At 72.5% G+C, this 16,952-nt stretch carries 14 protein-coding genes and 1 riboswitch; of the genes, 8 read left to right on the top strand and 6 right to left on the bottom strand.

Annotated elements, in window-relative coordinates; translation table 11 throughout:
- The first annotated feature begins 59 nt into the window (after nucleotides 1-59).
- From IM632_RS06695 to IM632_RS06685, 3 genes are read left to right on the top strand one after another with little or no spacing between them, the layout of a single operon-like run.
- Nucleotides 60-752 (top strand): ABC transporter ATP-binding protein, encoded by a 693-nt coding sequence (locus IM632_RS06695; protein WP_296480031.1) that lies wholly within the window; start codon nucleotides 60-62, stop codon nucleotides 750-752.
- Nucleotides 742-3,270 carry an ABC transporter permease gene (locus IM632_RS06690; protein ID WP_296497885.1) on the top strand — a complete coding sequence of 843 codons (2,529 nt, stop codon included), beginning with the start codon at nucleotides 742-744 and terminating at the stop codon, nucleotides 3,268-3,270. The genes IM632_RS06695 and IM632_RS06690 overlap by 11 nt, the downstream gene beginning before the upstream one ends.
- A gap of 1 nt (nucleotide 3,271) precedes the next feature.
- Entirely contained in the window at nucleotides 3,272-4,351 is a 1,080-nt protein-coding gene (locus tag IM632_RS06685) for a carotenoid 1,2-hydratase (protein WP_296480033.1), read from the top strand.
- Nucleotides 4,352-4,355: 4 nt separating this feature from the next.
- Here the strand turns inward: IM632_RS06685 and IM632_RS06680 are convergent, their stop codons facing one another.
- Complete coding sequence (locus tag IM632_RS06680) at nucleotides 4,356-6,095, bottom strand: acyl-CoA dehydrogenase (protein WP_296480034.1); 1,740 nt, start codon at nucleotides 6,093-6,095, stop codon at nucleotides 4,356-4,358.
- Nucleotides 6,096-6,197: 102 nt separating this feature from the next.
- Nucleotides 6,198-6,404, top strand: a riboswitch (cobalamin riboswitch).
- A 130-nt stretch (nucleotides 6,405-6,534) separates the two neighbouring features.
- Here IM632_RS06680 and IM632_RS06675 point away from each other — a divergent pair.
- From IM632_RS06675 to IM632_RS06660, 4 genes are read left to right on the top strand one after another with little or no spacing between them, the layout of a single operon-like run.
- On the top strand, nucleotides 6,535-8,430 hold the full coding sequence (locus IM632_RS06675) for a TonB-dependent receptor (RefSeq protein WP_296480035.1): 1,896 nt from the start codon (nucleotides 6,535-6,537) through the stop codon (nucleotides 8,428-8,430).
- Between the two features lie 2 nt (nucleotides 8,431-8,432).
- Nucleotides 8,433-9,290: an ABC transporter substrate-binding protein gene (locus IM632_RS06670; RefSeq protein WP_296480036.1), complete on the top strand. Its 858-nt coding sequence runs from the start codon at nucleotides 8,433-8,435 to the stop codon at nucleotides 9,288-9,290.
- Nucleotides 9,287-10,261: an iron ABC transporter permease gene (locus IM632_RS06665; RefSeq protein ID WP_296480037.1), complete on the top strand. Its 975-nt coding sequence runs from the start codon at nucleotides 9,287-9,289 to the stop codon at nucleotides 10,259-10,261. Before IM632_RS06670 ends, IM632_RS06665 begins: the two co-directional genes overlap by 4 nt.
- Nucleotides 10,258-11,028, top strand: a complete 771-nt coding sequence (locus tag IM632_RS06660; RefSeq protein ID WP_296480038.1) for an ABC transporter ATP-binding protein — start codon at nucleotides 10,258-10,260, stop codon at nucleotides 11,026-11,028. Before IM632_RS06665 ends, IM632_RS06660 begins: the two co-directional genes overlap by 4 nt.
- 29 nt (nucleotides 11,029-11,057) lie before the next feature.
- Here the strand turns inward: IM632_RS06660 and IM632_RS06655 are convergent, their stop codons facing one another.
- The 4 genes from IM632_RS06655 to IM632_RS06640 form a co-directional block, all read right to left on the bottom strand.
- Complete coding sequence (locus IM632_RS06655; RefSeq protein ID WP_296480039.1) at nucleotides 11,058-11,762, bottom strand: DUF4386 family protein; 705 nt, start codon at nucleotides 11,760-11,762, stop codon at nucleotides 11,058-11,060.
- Nucleotides 11,763-11,818: 56 nt separating this feature from the next.
- On the bottom strand, nucleotides 11,819-12,352 hold the full coding sequence (locus IM632_RS06650) for a TetR/AcrR family transcriptional regulator (protein ID WP_296480040.1): 534 nt from the start codon (nucleotides 12,350-12,352) through the stop codon (nucleotides 11,819-11,821).
- 66 nt (nucleotides 12,353-12,418) lie between these two features.
- On the bottom strand, nucleotides 12,419-13,012 hold the full coding sequence (locus IM632_RS06645; protein ID WP_296480041.1) for an HAD-IA family hydrolase: 594 nt from the start codon (nucleotides 13,010-13,012) through the stop codon (nucleotides 12,419-12,421).
- Between the two features lie 25 nt (nucleotides 13,013-13,037).
- On the bottom strand, nucleotides 13,038-14,456 hold the full coding sequence (locus IM632_RS06640; protein ID WP_296480042.1) for an amino acid permease: 1,419 nt from the start codon (nucleotides 14,454-14,456) through the stop codon (nucleotides 13,038-13,040).
- Nucleotides 14,457-14,556: 100 nt separating this feature from the next.
- Between IM632_RS06640 and IM632_RS06635 the strand changes: the two genes are divergently transcribed.
- Complete coding sequence (locus IM632_RS06635; protein ID WP_296480043.1) at nucleotides 14,557-16,317, top strand: DUF885 family protein; 1,761 nt, start codon at nucleotides 14,557-14,559, stop codon at nucleotides 16,315-16,317.
- Here the strand turns inward: IM632_RS06635 and IM632_RS06630 are convergent.
- Complete coding sequence (locus tag IM632_RS06630; protein WP_296480044.1) at nucleotides 16,314-16,940, bottom strand: TetR family transcriptional regulator; 627 nt, start codon at nucleotides 16,938-16,940, stop codon at nucleotides 16,314-16,316. The two genes, IM632_RS06635 and IM632_RS06630, sit on opposite strands and share 4 nt — an antisense overlap.
- Nucleotides 16,941-16,952: the final 12 nt, after the last annotated feature.

The raw sequence follows: 16,952 nt of genomic DNA, 5'->3' as shown, positions 1-16,952 counted from the left end.
CCCGAAGGCGTTCAAGACGGCGTATTCCCCCCGGGGCGCCTCGGCCCTAGATAGACGCCATGTCAGAACCCTCGCCGCCGCCTCCCCTTCGCATCCGGGGCCTCGCCAAGACGGTGCCGGGGGGCCGGTTGCTGTTCGAGGGGCTGGACCTGGACCTGCGCGCCGGTGAGGTGGTCGCCGTCACCGGGGAGTCTGGCGCAGGGAAGTCAACCCTGCTCAACCTCGCCGCCGGCCTCGATTCAGCGGACCGAGGCGAGATCGAGATCGCCGGACAGGCTCTTTCAGCATTGGATGAGGCCGGTCGCACCCGCCTTAGGCGAGACCGTCTGGGCTTCGTCTTCCAAGCCTTCCATATCCTGCCGCACCTCACCCTGGCCCAGAACACGGCCCTGCCCCTGGTGCTGGCGGGAGTGCCGGGGGAGCCGGCCCTGACGCGGGCGGCCGAGCTCCTGGCCGCCGTGGGCCTGGTCGGGCGGGAGGCTGACTTCCCGGCCCAGCTTTCAGGCGGCGAGCTCCAGCGCTGCGCCATCGCCCGCGCTCTGGTGCACGGGCCGGCCCTGATCCTCGCCGATGAACCCACCGGCAACCTCGACCCCGAGACTGCCGACCGCAGTCTTGGCCTCTTGCTCGACGCCGCCCGCTCGCGGGGGGCGGCCGTGCTCCTGGTGACCCATTCGGCCCGGGCGGCGGAGGCTGCGGACCGCATCCTGGTCCTCGGCCGTAATGGCCTGACGGACCGGCATGGCGGCTGACCCGCCCCTCTCCGGGACCCTGCTGGGCTGGATGGTCCGCGGGGAATGGCGCGCCCATCCGGTCCGCACCCTGGTGGCGGTTCTCGCCATCGCTGTGGGTGTGGCCCTCGGATTCGCCGTCCACCTTGTCAACCGGTCCGCTCTGGTGGAATTCGACGCCGCCGTGCGCAGCGTCAGCGGTGCGGCGGACCTGAGGATCGAGGCGGTCAGCGCCGCCGGCTTCGACGAATCCCTCTTTCCCATCGTGGCCCGGCTGCCCGGCCTGGCGGCCGTCAGCCCCGTCGTCGAGGTCCCCGCGCGCACCGCTGACGGCCGCAGTCTGACCGTGATTGGGGTCGATCCGCTTCGCGCGGCGCGGGTGACACCGGCCCTGGCGGCCGGGTCGGGGGCCGGCTTCGCCGCCGGCGGCCCCCTCGCCGCCGAGGACGCCGTCTGGCTCTCTCCCGCCCTGAGACCGACCGCAGACGGGGCCTTCACCGTCCTCGCGGGGGGGGAACGGATCATTCTGCCGGTTGCGGGAGGCCTGCCGTCCGTGGAGGCGGGCCGGCGGATCGCCGTGGCCGACATCGCCGCCGTTCAGCAGAGGTTCAACCGCCTCGGCCGGTTGACCCGCCTGGACATCGCCCTTGCTCCGGGAGCCCGGCCAGAGGCCGTGGCGCGGGACATCACCGCCCGCCTGCCCGCCGACGCCCGGCTCAGCACCCCCGAGGCGGAGAGCCGCCGGACCGCGGACCTGTCCCGCGCCTATCGCGTCAATCTTGGCATGCTGGCCATGGTGGCCCTCCTGACCGGAGGGTTCCTGGTCTTCTCAGCCCAGTCCCTGTCCATCGCCCGCCGCCGAGCCGCCTTCGCCCTCCTGCGAGTGCTGGGCCTACCCCGGACGGGCCTCTTCCTGCAGGTCCTCGCTGAAGGCGCAGTCCTGGGTCTTGTCGGAGCGGCGATCGGGCTCCTCGCCGGCGCGGGGCTGGCCTGGAGCGTGCTGGGCCTTCTCGGCGGCGACCTTGGCGGCGGATACTTCAGCGGCAGCCGCCCGACCCTCGACATTTCTCCCGGCTGGGCGGCGATCCACGCTGGCCTCGGCCTCGTCGTCGCGCTGGCCGGCAGCCTCTTCCCCGCCCTGGAAGCGGCCCGGGCCGCCCCCGCCCTGGCGCTGAAATCCGCCGGCCAGTCCGGAGACCCCCGACGGCGCCCCGCCCTTCTCCCGGCCCTGGCGCTCGGCCTGGTGGGCCTGGCCTTCGCCTTCGCCCCGCCGGTCGCCGGCCTGCCCCTGTTCGGCTACCTCTCCATCGCCCTCATTCTGGCCGCCGGGGTGGCCGCCATGCCCTGGCTGGCCCGGCTGCTGATCGCCCCCTTGGCGAGGATGGAGGCCCCGGTCCCGGTGCGGCTGGCCGCCGCCCGGTTGGCGGGCGCCCCGGACCAGGCCGCCGTTGCGCTGTGCGGCCTGGTGGCCAGCGCTGGGTTGATGGCGGCCATGGGCCTGATGGTGGCGAGCTTCCGGGGATCGGTGGACGACTGGCTGGGCGCGATCCTGCCCGCCGACATCTATCTCAGGGTGGCCGAGGCCGAGACCTCGGGCCTGGATACGGGGTTGCAGGCCCGCCTCGCCGCCTTGCCCGGGGTCGGAGGCCTGGAGGCCCGGCGGTCCCTGACCCTGCGTCTCGCTGCCGACCGGCCGTCGGTGGTTCTGCTGGCGGTCCCGGTTCCAGGCGGAGCCGCCGCCCCCGACCTGCCCTGGCGGCGGGGACCCGTCCCGGCGGCGCCCGGGGAAACCCCGGTCTGGGTCTCCGAGCCCCTCTCGCGGCTCTACGACCTTGCGCCCGGCGACACCCTCGACCTGCCCCTCGCCGGAGGCCGCACGCCTGTGCGCGTCGCCGGCGTCTGGCGGGACTATGGCCGCCAGTTCGGGGCCCTGGCGATGGACCGGCGGGACTATGTGCGCCTCACAGGGGACGCCGGCGCCAACGAGGCGGGGCTGACCCTCGCCCCCGGCGCCCGCCTGCCAGAGGTCCTGCAGGGGGTGCGCGCCGCCCTGCCGCCGGACCTGGCCGCCCAGACCGAGGCAGCGCCCGCCGGCGAGATCCGCCGGGCCGCCCTGCGTATTTTCGACCGCAGCTTTGCGGTCACTTACGCCCTGGAGGCGGTGGCCATACTGGTGGGCGTGGCGGGGGTGGCCGCGACAGTCTCGGCCCAGACCCTGGCCCGACGGCGGGAGTTCGGCATGCTTCGGCACGTGGGCGCCAGCCGGGGCCAGATTCTCGCCATGCTGGCTCTCGAGGGCGCCTTTCTGGGCGCCGTGGGCGCGGTGGCGGGCCTCGCCCTCGGAGCGGCCATGGGCCAGGTGCTGATCCAGGTGGTCAATCCCCAGTCCTTCAACTGGACGATGGACACCCGATGGCCCCTGGGCCTGCTCGGCGGCCTTGCCCTCGCTCTGACCCTGGCCTCGTCCCTTACGGCCCTGCTGGCCGGACGCAGCGCCCTGTCGGCGGATGCGGTCCGCGCGGTCCGGGAGGACTGGTGAGATGGATCGGCTGACGCGCAGGAGCCTCGTGGTCGCCTTGACCGGCGCAACCCTGCCCTCGGGCGTCGCCACCGCGGCGCCCGCCTTCGCCCCCGTGGTCCCCGGCCGACCGCTGGTATTTCCCCGGGACCACGGCGCCCATCCCGACTTCCGCACCGAGTGGTGGTACGTGACCGGCTGGCTGGAATCCGCTGCAGGCCCCCTCGGCTTTCAGATTACCTTCTTCCGGACACGGACGGGCCTGGGCGAAGGCAATCCCAGCCGGTTCGCCCCGCGACAGGTTCTCTTCGCTCACGCGGCCATCTCCGACCCCCGGGTCGGCCGGCTGCTGCACGGCCAGCGGATCGCCCGTCAGGGCTTCGGCCTCGCGGAGGCGTCTGAGCGCGACATGGACCTCGTCCTCGACGACTGGCGCCTGGCCCGGGAGCGATCCGGCGCGATGCGCGCCCTTGCGGGCGGGGAGGGTTTCCAGCTGGACCTCGTCCTCACCCCGACCCAGCCGATTCTGCTGCAGGGCGAAGGGGGATTCAGCCGCAAGGGGCCGAGGCCGGAACAGGCCAGCTGGTACTACACTCTTCCCCACCTGCAGGTGTCCGGGCGGCTCGAGCGGGAGGGGCGCTGGCGCCCGGTCCGGGGCCAGGCCTGGCTGGACCGGGAATGGTCCTCCACCCTGCTGGACCCGGCGGCCGTCGGCTGGGACTGGACCGGGATCAACCTGGACGACGGCGCCGCCCTGACCGCCTTCAGGGTGCGGGACGCCCGGGGAAAGTCCCTCTGGACCGGCGGCTCCCTCCGGACCGCAGACGGACGGCTCTGGACGGCGCCAAACGGGGCCGTCGCCTTTGAAGGGGGCCGGACCTGGACGTCGCCGAGGACCGGAGCGGTCTATCCCGTGGCGCCCACCGTTCGCCTCATGACCCCGGCCGGCGAGCGGCGGTGGGTCCTCACCCCCCTGTTCGACGACCAGGAACTGGACAGCCGCCCCTCCGGCGGGCCGGTCTACTGGGAAGGCGCGGTCCGCGTCCCCGGCGGGTCAGGCTATCTGGAGCTGACCGGCTACGCCGCGCCCCTGAGGCTGTAGGTCCTCAGCCCGCGAGGACGTCGGCATCCAGCAAGGCGAGGTCCCCTCCGCCGGCCATGACGCCCTCGGCCACCCCAGACGCCTGGGCCAGGACCTGGTCTGCGAAGATCCGGGCGAGGGCGGCGCGGGACTCGGCGAGGGCGGGCGCCTGGCTGCGGGCCAGCACGGCCTGTCGCGCCAGCATCCAGCCGCCGATGACGTCACCGGACAGGCGTAGGAAGGCGGTGGCGCCGGCCAGGGCGTCGGGGCCGCGGTTCTGCTGCATCCAGGTCGTGGCGGCGGAGAGGGCGGCGACCCCGGTCTCCAGACGGCGTCCGACCCCCTCGAGCCCGGCTTCCCGACCAAGGGCGGCGGCGGCGGCGGCCATCTCGGCGCACAGGCCCGGCATCAGGGCGCCGTCCATCATGGACAACTTGCGGCCCGCCAGGTCGACGGCCTGGACGCCGTTGGTGCCTTCGTAGATCGGCGCGATGCGGGCGTCGCGGTAGTGCTGGGCCGCGCCGGTCTCCTCGATGAAGCCCATGCCGCCGTGCACCTGCACGCCCATGGAGGCGACCTCGACGCCGATGTCGGTGGACCAGGCCTTGGCGATGGGGGTGAGCAGTTCCTGCCGGCCGCGGGCCAGGTCCCGGGCGGCGGGGTCGGGGGCGAGGCGGGCCTGGTCGGCCAGGACGCCGGTCAGCAGGCAGATGGCCCGGGCAGCCTCCACCTTGGCGCGCATCAGGGCCAGGCTGCGGCGGACGTCGGGATGGCCGAAGATCGATTCCCCGCCGAGGGCGGGCCGGCCCTGGACCCGGTCCTGGGCGTAGGCCAGGGCCTGCTGCAGGGCGCGCTCGGCGATGGCCACCCCCTGCACCCCCACCTGCAGGCGGGCGGCGTTCATCATGACGAACATGTGGGCCAGGCCGTTATTCGCCTCTCCCACCAGCTCGGCGCGGGCGCCCTCGAACAGCATGACGCAGGTGGGCGAGCCGTGAATGCCGAGTTTGTGCTCGATGGAGGCCGGGCGAAGGGCGTTGGCGGCGCCCAGGCGGCCCTCGGCGTCGATCAGGCGCTTGGGGGCCAGGAAGAGGCTGATCCCCTTCACCCCGGGAGGGGCGTCGGGCAGGCGGGCCAGCACCAGGTGGCAGATGTTCTCCGCCGCATCGTGGTCGCCCCAGGTGATGTAGATCTTCTGGCCAGTGATCCGGTAGCCGCCCTGGCCGTCCGGCTCGGCCCGGGCGGTCACGCCGGCCAGGTCGGTGCCCGCCTGGGGTTCGGTCAGGTTCATGGTGCCGGTCCACTCGCCCGAGACGAGCTTGGGAAGGACCAGGCGCTTCTGGCGCTCGGTGCCATGCAGGGTCAGGGCCTCGATGGCGCCCTGGGTCAGCATGGGGCAGAGGCCGAAGGCCATGTTGGCGGCGTGGACCATCTCGAACACCGCCAGCTCCAGGGCCTTGGGCAGGCCCTGGCCGCCGAACTCCGGATCCGCTGACAGGCTGTTCCATCCCTGGGCGGCGAAGGCCTGGTAAGCCTCGGCGAAGCCTGGGGCGCCCGTGACCACGCCGTTCTCGAACCGGGCGCCGATCCGGTCGCCCTCGCGGTTCAGTGGCGCGAGCTCGGCCTCGGTGAAGGCGGCGGCGGAGTCGAGGACGGCGGAGACCGTCTCCAGGTCCAGGTCGGGATAGCCGGCGGCGATCAGGTCCGGCAGCCCGGCGGCGGCGAGGGCCAGGTCGAGGCTCTGCAGGGGCGCGCGAAATGTCATGTGGGGGCTCCGGAAGGATGGCTGCAGGTTGATGGCGCACGGCGGGCGTCCCGCGCAACCCCTTTTGCCGGGTCGACGTTGACCCGCGCCGGGGCAGGGGCTAGGCCTCGCCCTGCGTCAGGTTCTCCCGAGAGGGAGATGAAAAGGGAACTCGGGTGCAAGGCCCGGGCTGCCCCCGCAACTGTAAGCGGCGAGTCCGCGCGTCACGAGGCCACTGGCCGGGAACCCTCGGGAACCGGGCCGGGAAGGCGACGCGCAAGGGACAATGACCCGCGAGCCAGGAGACCTGCCTGACGCCGTCGTCATCCGACGGGCCGGGGTGCGCCTGGAGGGCGGGGTCTCTCCCGACCGACGACAGACTGGACCGGTCCGCGCCCGCGGGCCGGAAACGCCTGTTGCGGCCGCCCCGGCGGTCGCCTGTCGCTCGAAGGAGGGCGCCATGAGTCTTGCCATTCTGGCCGGGGCGACAGCCCTGGCCGTCACGCCGCCAGGAACCGCCGTCGAACCGCTGGTGGTGGTGGCCAACCGCACGCCGGTGGCCGCTGCGGAGAGCGGCCGAAGCGTCACCGTCATCCCGGGGGAAGTGATCCGCGACCGCCAGGCCCTGGTGGTCTCCGACCTGCTGGCGACGACCCCCGGCGTGGGGGTCACCCGCAATGGGGGCCCCGGCGGGGTGACGGCGGTCCGGATCCGGGGCGCCGAGGCCGAGCAGACCCTCTTCGTCATCGACGGCGTGCGTCTGAACGATCCCTCCGTGATCGGCGGGGCCTACGACGCCGCCAACCTCCTGGTGGGCGACATCTCGCGGATCGAGGTCCTGCGTGGGGTCCAGTCGGCCGTCTGGGGCGGGCAGGCCATTGGCGGAGTGGTCAGCCTCGAGACCCGCCTTCCGTCGCCGGGGGCCTTTTCCGCCGAAGGCGCCGCGGAAGCCGGCGGCCTCGGGACCTCCTATCTGCGCGGCGGGATCGGCGGGGGAAGCGGCGCCCTGGCCTGGCGGCTGGCGGCGGACGCCTTCGCCACCGACGGGGTCTCGGCGGCCCGGACCGGGACCGAGCGGGACGGCTACCGCCGGACCGCCGCCAGCGGGCGGCTGACGGCCGACCTCGCGCCCGATGTCCGGCTGGACCTGCGGGCGGTCTGGTCCGACGCCCGCAACGCCTTCGACGGCTTTCCCGCCCCCGCCTTCATCTTCGCCGACACCCGCGAGCGCGGCCGCACGCGCGAGGCCCTGGGCTATGCCGGCGTGACCTTCCCCCTTGCCGGCGGGCGGGTGAAGAACCGCCTGGGCCTGGCCCTCACCGACACCCGGCGACGGACCTACGATCCCGACCAGGCGGTGACCGACCTGACCTTCCGGGCCGAGGGGCGGGTGAGCCGGCTGGAGTACCAGGGCGAGGCGCAGCTGACCCCGGACTGGCGCCTGACCTTCGGCGCCGAGGGCGAGCGCAGCCGCATGCGGATCGCCTCGCCGTCGGCGTGGAACCCGCAGCCGCAGCCCCTGGCGCGCTCGACCGGGGTGGACTCGGCCTGGATCCAGGCCCTGGGGCGGCCCGCCGACGACCTGACCCTGACCCTGGCGGCCCGCCTCGACCGGCATGACGCCTTCGACGACCACGGCTCCGGCCAGGCGGCCCTGGCCTGGCGGCCAAACGGCGGCGGGACCCTCGTCCGGGCCAGTCTGGGACAGGGCTTCCGCGCGCCCAGCCTCTACCAACTCTACAGCGAATACGGGAACGCCGCCCTGAAGCCTGAGACCGCCGTCGCCTGGGACCTGGGCGTGGAGCAGAAGGCCGGCGAGGTCCGCCTGTCCCTGACCCTGTTCGGCCGGCGGACGGAAGACCAGGTCAACTTCGCCGTCTGCACGGGCGGAGGAGACCCGAACTGCACGGGCGGCCGCTTCGGCTACTATGCCAACCTGGACCGGACGACGGCCCTGGGTCTTGAGGCGACGGCGGCGGGACGGATGGCCGGATTCGATGTCGACGCCAGCTACACCCGCACCCGGGCCCGGCTGGAGGGACAGGCCGGCGCCGCCGACCAGGACCTGCCGCGCAGGCCGAGGGACATGGCGTCGCTGGATGTCAGCCGGACCCTTCCGGGCGATCTGCGCCTGGGGCTGGGCCTCCGCTATGCCGGGGAGAGCCTGAGCGACCTTTGGGGGGGACCGCCGCTGAAGTCGTACCTCACCCTGGGGCTCCGCGTTGAACTTCCCCTGGAGGACAGGATCTCTGTGTACGGACGGGTTGATGATGCGACGGACAGGGCTCCGGAGACCGTGCGGGGATACGGAGCGCCGGGCCGGGTGGCGACCTTCGGTCTGCGGGCGCGGTTCTGACCATGGAGAGGGGCGTCCGCGAAGGGATCAGCCGGAGGATCGCCGGTGTAGGGCTCGCGACGGCGGCGGGTCTGGGCGCGGCGCCGGCCGGCCCACGGCGAATCGTCTCGCTGAACCCTTGCCTGGACGCCCTGCTAGTCCATCTGGCCGACCGTCGCCAGATCACCGGGATCAGCCGCCTGTCCCGGGACCCTCAGGCCTCCACCATAGCCGAGGTCGCCGCCACCCTGCCGGTGACCGGCGAAACCGCAGAGGAAGTCCTGCTGCTGCGTCCGGACCTGGTTCTGGCCAGCACCCATACCGCCGCCGCCACCCGGCGGGCCCTGCAGGGCCTCGGCGTCGAGGTCGCCGCCTTCGGCGCCCCGGCGACGGTGGCCGAGAGCCTGGCGCAAGTACGCACCCTGGCGGCCCGGGTCGGACGGCCCAGCCGGGGGGAAGCCCTCTGCGCCCGGATCGAGGGGGCCCTCTCCGCCGCCGCCACGCCCGGTCGCCGGCGCCCGGAGATGCTGGTGCTCCTGTCAGGAGGCCTGGCCGCAGGTCCGGGCTCCCTGCCCGATGATCTGCTTCGGCGACTGGGGATCGTCAACGCCGCGACCCGGCTGGGCCTGTCCGGCTGGACCCCGGCGCCGCTGGAGGTGCTGATCGCCTCCCCGCCGGAAGTCCTGGTGCGCGCCTCGGGCGGGAGCGGGGCTGATCGCCCGGACCGCCTGACCCGACACGCCGCCCTTGACCGGCTGGGCGGCCGGACCCTGGCGGCGGAGATCCCCGAGCGCCTCCTCTTCTGTGGCGGGCCCTCCCTCATCGAGGCGGCGCGGCGGCTGGCGGCCATCCGCGACCAGGCCCTGGAGCGGCGGCCATGACCCGGCGCCGCATCGTCATCGCCGGCCTCGCAGGACTGGTCCTCGTCCTGGCCGCCGCCAGCCTGATCCTTGGACGGACGTCACTGCCCCTGGCCGACATGCTGGCGCACCCGGAGGATCCCCTCTGGGCGGTGCTCGTCCAACTGCGCCTGCCGCGGACGCTGTTGGCCCTGCTGATCGGGGCGGGGCTGGGCCTTTCCGGCGCCGCCCTGCAGGGCTTCACCCGCAACCCCCTGGCCGATCCCGGCGTGCTGGGCGTCTCGGCCTGCGCTGCCCTGGGGGCCGTTTTGACCCTCTGGCTGCCCTTCGCCTTCCCCCTGCTCCAGCCCCTCGCCGCCATGGCCGGGGCGCTGGCGGGGGTGGGCCTGCTGCTCGCCCTGTCGGGAGGGGCCGGCTCCATGACCGTCTTCCTGCTGGCCGGGGTGGTTCTGAACACCATCGCGGGCGCCGGCGTGGCCCTTGCCCTCTCCCTCGCCCCCACCCCCTGGGCGGTGAACGGGATCATCGACTGGCTGATGGGCTCCCTCGCCGACCGGAGCCTCGAGGATGTCGCGTTCGCCGGCCCCTTCATTCTGGTCGGACTCGGCCTGCTGGTCCTCACCGGCCGGGCCCTGGACGCCCTGACCCTGGGCGAGTCCGGGGCGGCGAGCCTGGGGATCGACCTCGCCCGCACCCGCGCCCTGCTGGCGGCCGGGACCGCCCTGGCCGTAGGAGCCGGGGTGGCGGTGGCCGGCGTCATCGGCTTTGCGGGCCTGGTCACCCCGCACCTCCTCCGCCCCCTGGTCGGCGCCCGTCCCTCGGGACTGCTCTGGCCCTCGGCCCTCGGCGGGGCGGCGATCGTGCTCGCCGGGGACCTGGCGGTGCGGCTGGCGCCCTCGGCGGCGGAGGTCCGCCTGGGCGTGGCCATGGCCTGCCTGGGCGGTCCCTTCTTCCTCTTCCTGCTCCTGTCCCTGCGCCGGAGGATGGCGTGAGCGGCGTGCTGGAAGCCCGTGGCCTGACCCTGAAGCGCGGCCGGCGGGAAATCCTCGCCGGGCTCGACCTGTCGGTTCGCGCGGGCGAGGTCACAGCCCTGGTCGGGCCCAATGGCGCGGGCAAGTCGACCCTCCTGGCCGGCCTCTGCGGCCTCCTGCCGCCCGCCGAGGGCGCGGTCCGCCTCGATGGCCAGGACCTCTCCACCCTGCCTCCCAAGGCCCGGGCCCGGCGGATCGGCTTCCTGCCCCAGGCGCCAGAGATCGCCTGGCCCCTGGAGGTGCGCATCCTCGTCGGCCTTGGCCGGACCCCGCACATCGGCGCCCGGGGCCTGTCGGCTGCGGACGCCCGGATCATCGACGCCGCGCTGGAGGAAGCCGGAGCCGCCGACCTCGCCGAACGGGACGCCTCCACCCTGTCCGGCGGCGAGCGCGCCCGGGTGATGATCGCCAGGGTGCTGGCCGGAGAGCCCGACTGGCTGCTGGCGGACGAGCCCCTCGCGGGCCTCGACCCCGGCTGCCAGATCGATGCGGCGGACACCCTCGTGCGGCGGGCGAGGGCCGGTTGCGGCGTCGTTCTGACCCTGCACGACCTGACCCTCGCGGCCCGGATCGCGGACCGGGTCCTCGTGCTGGCCGGCGGGGGCCTGCTGGCCGACGGCCCTCCGGAGGCCGCCCTCGCCCCCGACGTCCTCTCCCGCGCCTTCGGGGTCCGTACCGCCCTGCGGCGGGAACCGCAGGGCCTGTGCGTGGACGTCCTGGGACGTTGACCGGACCGCGGGCGGCGATCCGGGGGTGATCAGGTGACCTTCCGCACCGCCAGGAGCCCGGCGGCGCCGAGCCAGAAAGGACCCGCAACACCGGCGATCAGGGGGATGAGGTTACCGCTGGTCCCCATCGACAGACCGAAGAGTTCAGCCGACGACACCAGGTACAGGAAGCCGATTCCCACCCCGATCCAGCCCAGCACGGCGGGCAGGCGCCGCGAGGAGACGATGGTCGATCCGACCAGGACAAACCATCCCCCGCCCAGAATGTTGACGGCGATGTCCTCCGTCGTCGTGTTCAAAAGGGTGTAGAGCATCTGGTAGGTCGTGAACGTCGCCCGGGTGGCATCCGGATCGGCGCCGGGCTGCGAGGCGGCGAGAAGGGTGGGCGTCAAGGTGATGAGGGCCGCCCACCAGAGCGGCCTCAGCGGAAGGGACGCCCAGACCAGGCCAAGGGCGAAGTCCCGGCGCCAGCCCAGCTGGGTTTCACCCTTGAATGTGGCCGCCGTGATGATGAGCATCATGGGGACGGCGACCAGATAGCCGACCAGCGCCGCCATCATGGATGTCTGGAGGAGGGCGCCGTTCTGGTTGAGAAAGGCCGCTACCTCGGACGATGGGGCGCCCTCCAGGCTGAAATAGTCGAGGACCGAGAGCATGGTCAGGCCGTAGGCGAGGCCTAGAAAGCCTGTCGCGACGACGAGGTAGCCGAGCAGGCGGTGGGACAGACGAGGCATTGTGGGTCTCCCTGGGTTTAAGGTAGTGAGTAATCACTTTTTTATGGGTCAAATTATCAACTGGCTTGGCTCAAGAGGGCGCTTTCGGGCATGTCCGCCGTCCTGACGACCGTCATCAGCAGGCCGACGCCCAGGAAGTGCTGAACAGGGTCTCCGCCCTGCCCCGCAATCCGCTCCAGGACAGCGATCAACTCCATCCAGCGGCGCTCGACCAGATCCCGCACCTCGCGATTGTCACAGGCGGCGAAGCCCTGCAGGAGCATCTGCATCTCGGAGCGTGAGAGGCGTTCGTAGGCGGCGCCGACTTCGGTGAGAGTTTCGACGGACGCCGGTTTGCCTTCCGCCGCCGCGACAAAGGTGCCGATGATCCTGTCGTAAACTGTGTCCAGGGCGGCGAGAAACAGCGCCGACTTACTCTTCCAGACCTTGAAGAGATACGGCTGTGAAATCCCGGCGGCGGCGGCGATCGCCTGGGTGGAGCCCGCATCAAACCCGCGCGATGCGAATTCCGCGATCGCGGCGATGACGAGTTCTTCCTTGCGCTCATGGAGCGTCTGCCTTGTCCGGGCGAGCATGAAGTGAGTGAACACTATCTTCCGAAAGACGTCAATGGCTGAGGCCTTCGCCATCCGGGCGGCGTAGAGGGTCGATCCGGCCTAGCCGCCCTTCGCCAGCAGGTCCGCCAGGGTCCCGGTCCCGTCCCAGTACAGGCCGCCCCACCCGGCCTGGCGCGCGGCGGCGACATTTTCCGGCCGGTCATCCACCAGGGTCAGGTCCGCCGGCGCATAGCCCGTTCGGGCGACGACAGTGGTGAAGAAGCCCGGATCGGGCTTGGCCCAGCCGACATCCGCCGAATAGTGCATGGCGGCGAAGTGGTCCTGAAGCCCAAGGGTCTTCCAGAGGAAGGCGGCGCGCTCGTGCTCCTGGTTGGTGGCGAGGTGGAGGGCGACGCCGGACGCCCGGAGCGGCTCAAGCTGGCCGAGGAAGGTGGAGTCCACCTCCGCATCGCGCCGGAACCAGTAGTCCATCAAACCGCGGGCGGTCAGATGGGGCGCGCACCGTTCGAGAACCGGGCCGAGGCGGGCGGGCAGGCTCGCCCTGCCGACCGCAATCTCCGCCCAGTGGATATCGAAGAACTCGGTCTCCAGAACGTGTTGCGGCAATCCAAGATCGGCCTGCAGGTCGCGGGACCAGCCGCCGGGAGGGGAGCGGATCAGCACCCCGTCGACATCCACCATCAGGATCTTCATTCCAAGACTTCCGCGGACACCGGGCCTAACCCCCCGCCAGCAGGCTGTGGCGGCGGCTCCAGGCGAGGTAGACGACGAGCCCGACCAGGTTCCAGCCGAGGAAGAGCCAGCGGGTCAGGGCGGGCAGGCTCCAGAAGAGGTAGAGGCAGCCGGCGATCGCAAGGGGGCCGACCAGCCACCAGACCGGCGTACGGAAGGGCCGGGGGAGGTCGGGGCGGCCGAGCCGCAGGATCATCATCGACGCCGCCGTGGCGACGAAGGCCGCCAGGGTACCCGCGTTGGCCAGTTCGGCGATCAGCTTCAGGGGCGCTGCACCGGCGATGACCGAAGCGAGGATTGCGGTGAAGAGGGTCACCCGCACCGGCGCGCCCCGGGGGCTGACCCTGGCCAGGCCGCGGGGCAGGAGGCCGTCCCGGGCCATGGCGAAGAAGACCCGGCTCTGGCCGAACATGAAGGCCATGATGACGGTAGGCAGGGCGATGACCGCCGCGGCGGCGATCAGGGTGGCGGCGAGGTCGTGTCCGCCGGACCTCAGGATGAAGGCCAGGGGCTCGTCGCTTTTCGAGAAGGCCTGCCAGGGTGAGGCGCCGAGGGCGGCGGCGGCCACGGCCATGTAGATGACCGCGCAGGCGACCATGGACCCGATGATGCCGAGGGTCAGGTCCCGGCCCGGGTCCTTCGCCTCCTCGGCGGCGGTGGAGATGGCGTCGAAGCCATAGAAGGCGAAGAAGATCAGGGCGGCGGCGGCCATCACCCCTTGGGGGGCGCCGTCAGGGCCCGTGTGCGCCGCGAACCCAAAGGGCAGGAAGGGGCTGAACCGGGCGGCGTCGAAGGCCGGCAGGGCCAGGACGATGAAGGCCAGGAGGGCGGAAAGCTTCAGGACCACCAGGACAATGTTGGCGTTGGCGCTCTCGCGGACCCCGATCAGGAGGACGCCGGCCACCGCCAGGGTGATGAGGACCGCGGGCAGGTTGACCAGCCCTCCCGCCTCGCCTGTCAGGAGGCCGCTGGCCAGGGCGGGCGGCAGGACGACCCCGCGAGCCTCCAGGAAGCCCTGGGCGTAGCCGGACCAGCCCACCGCCACCGCCGAGCAGACCACGGTGTACTCCAGGATCAGGCTCCAGCCGATGATCCAGGCGACCAGTTCGCCCATCCCCGCGTAGGAATAGGAATAGGCGCTGCCCGCATGGGGCATGAGGGTGGCCATCTCGGCGTAGCAGAGGGCTGCAAGGGTGCAGACGATCCCGGCGATAGCGAAGGACAGGATGACGCCGGGGCCGGCCAGGCCCGCCCCGACGCCGGTCAGGGTATAGATGCCGGTGCCGACGATGGCGCCGACCCCGAGGGCGACCAGATGGGGCCAGCGCAGGGTGGGGGCCAGCTCATGCTCGCCCTCTGCCGCCGGACGCTGGTCGACCTGGCGACGCCGTGTGATGAAGCTCATGGTCCCACCTCCCCTGTCACACCGACCATGGCCCGCATTGGCGCAACCGGGCAAGGGGCGTAGGAAAGGTCCGGATTCAGGAACTGGGGAGGCTCAGGTCATGGTTTGGCTTCGGGGACTGGGCTGTGCGGCCCTTCTCTTCCTGGCCCTTTCGGCAGCGCCCGCGGTGGCGGCCTCGCCCGCCCTCGACGCCCTGGTCGCCGACTACGAGGCCTGGGCCCTGGGTGACGATCCTTTCGAGGCCGGGCGGCGGGGCGACGCCGACGCCCTGTCGCGGCTTCCCGACCCGAGCCCCGCGGCGGACGCCCGACGCCGGGCCGCCCTGACCGGGTTCCGAGACCGGCTTGCAGGCCTGCCCGCCGGGCTGACCGGGGAGGACGCCCTCAACCGGGATTTCCTGGCCTGGACCCTGTCCCGACGCCTCGCCAGCCTGGACTTTGACGAGGCGCGCATGCCCTTCAGCTCGGACGGCGGCTTCGACCAGACCCTTGGCTATGTGGCGGGAGGCCTGCCCATGCGCTCGGCCGGGGACGCCCGGGCCTGGATCGCTCGTCTGAAAGCCCTGCCCGCCTACTATGACGCGCACATCGCCAACGCCCGGCGGGGGGCCCGGAGCGGTTTCACCCAGCCCCGTCCGACGACCCTCCAGGTCCTGGAGCGGGCGCGCGCCGCCGCCGCCCTGAAGCCCGATGAAGACCCCCTCCTGGCGCCGCTCCGGAGACTGCCGGCGGACCTTCCGGGGACGGACCGCAACGCCCTGCTGGACGAAGCCCGGAATGTTCTGCGCGACCGGGTCAGGCCCGCCCGGGCGCGCTTCGTCGCCTTCCTGGAGACCGATTATCTGCCCGCCGCCCGCCCGGGTCTGGCGGCCCGGAGCCTGCCCGGCGGCGAGGCGTATTACAGCTGGCTGGTCGCTGACCACACGACCACCGCACTTACCCCTGACCAGATCCACCAGATCGGCGTCGATGAGGTCGCCCGCATCCGGCGCGAGATGGATGGCGTGATGGCCGAGACCGGCTTCAAGGGTGACTTCCCCGCCTTCCTGGCCATGCTGCGCTCCGACCCGCGCTTCTATGCCCGGAGCCGCGAGGAGCTGCTGGAAAAGGCCTCGCGGATCGCCAAGCGGATCGATGACGAGCTGCCGGCCTGGTTCGCAACCCTGCCGCGCCTGACCTATGGCGTCAGGCCGGTGCCTGCGGACATCGAGGCGACCTACACCACCGGCCGCTACTTCGGCGGCAGCGCCGCCCGGGGGGTCGCCGGCGGCTATATGGTCAACACTTCCCGGCTGGACCAGCGGCCCCTCTACGAACTGCCGGCCCTGACCCTGCATGAGGCCGTCCCGGGCCATCACCTTCAGATCGCTCTGGCCGAGGAGGCGCAGAGCGTCCCCGACTTCCGGCGCAACGCCGACGTCACCGCCTATACCGAGGGCTGGGCCCTCTATGCGGAAAGGCTCGGTGGGGAGATGGGGATCTACCGCGATCCCTGGGAAAGATTCGGCCGCCTCTCCTATGAGATGTGGCGGGCCTGCCGCCTTGTGGCGGACACTGGCATTCACTGGAAGAGCTGGAGCCTCGACCAGGCCCGGACCTGCTTCGCGCAGAACAGCGCCCTGTCGCCCCTCAACATCGAGGTGGAACTGGCCCGCTACGTCTCCTGGCCCGGCCAGGCCCTGGCCTACAAGATCGGCGAGATGCGCATTGTCGCCCTGCGCGAGGCGGCGGAGCGGGCCCTGGGAGACCGCTTTGACATCCGCAGGTTCCACGACGCGGTCCTGCTGGCGGGACCCCTGCCGCTGGACATGCTGGAGGCCCGCATCCAGGCCTGGACGGAGGCCGAACGCCGACGGGACTAGCCGGGCCAGAGGTCCTGGGTCGAGCCCTTGCGATTCAAGCCGCGGACTGCGCGCTTGACCACGGCGATGAGCCGCTGGCGGCGGTTGTCGGCGTCGTAGGACAACCCGCCCCGGGCCAGGCCTTCCAGAAGGAAGCGGCCAAGGTCGCGGCTGGTCTGGAAGCGGGGATCTTCCCCCGCCTGGGCGACGGCGCCGTACCGGCCCCCCAGCCGTCCGGAATCGAAGTCGGCCAGCAGCGCCTCGATGGCGCCGGCCACCTCCGGATCGGTGCGGGCGGCCGAGCGGAGTTCGGCGAAGGCGAGGAAGGGTGGCTCGAAAAGAAGGGTCCAGTAGGTGTCGATGGCGTGGTCAGAAGCATCGACCCCCGGCGGGGCGCGGCCGGCGGCGTCGAAGAGACGGGCCATGGCCTCCCCCAGGTGCGGCGCAAGGGCCGCCAGAAGGGCCGGACGATCGGGAAAGTGGTAGAGGTAGGCGGTCCGGGCAAGGCCCGCGCGGGCGGCGATGGCCGCGGGTGTGACCGACGCCAAGCCCGTCTCAGCCAGCAGGCCGACCACCGCTTCGAGCAGGCATCGGCGAGTTCGCTCAGCGCGCGTGGACAGTGCGGTCGAGGCGATGGAAGCCATGAGTTGCTTCTG

The organism is Phenylobacterium sp., from assembly GCF_020402505.1.
GTDB lineage: Bacteria > Pseudomonadota > Alphaproteobacteria > Caulobacterales > Caulobacteraceae > Phenylobacterium.
The sequence above is the reverse complement of the archived record's forward strand: the minus strand, read 5'-3'. Positions and strand labels throughout refer to the sequence as shown.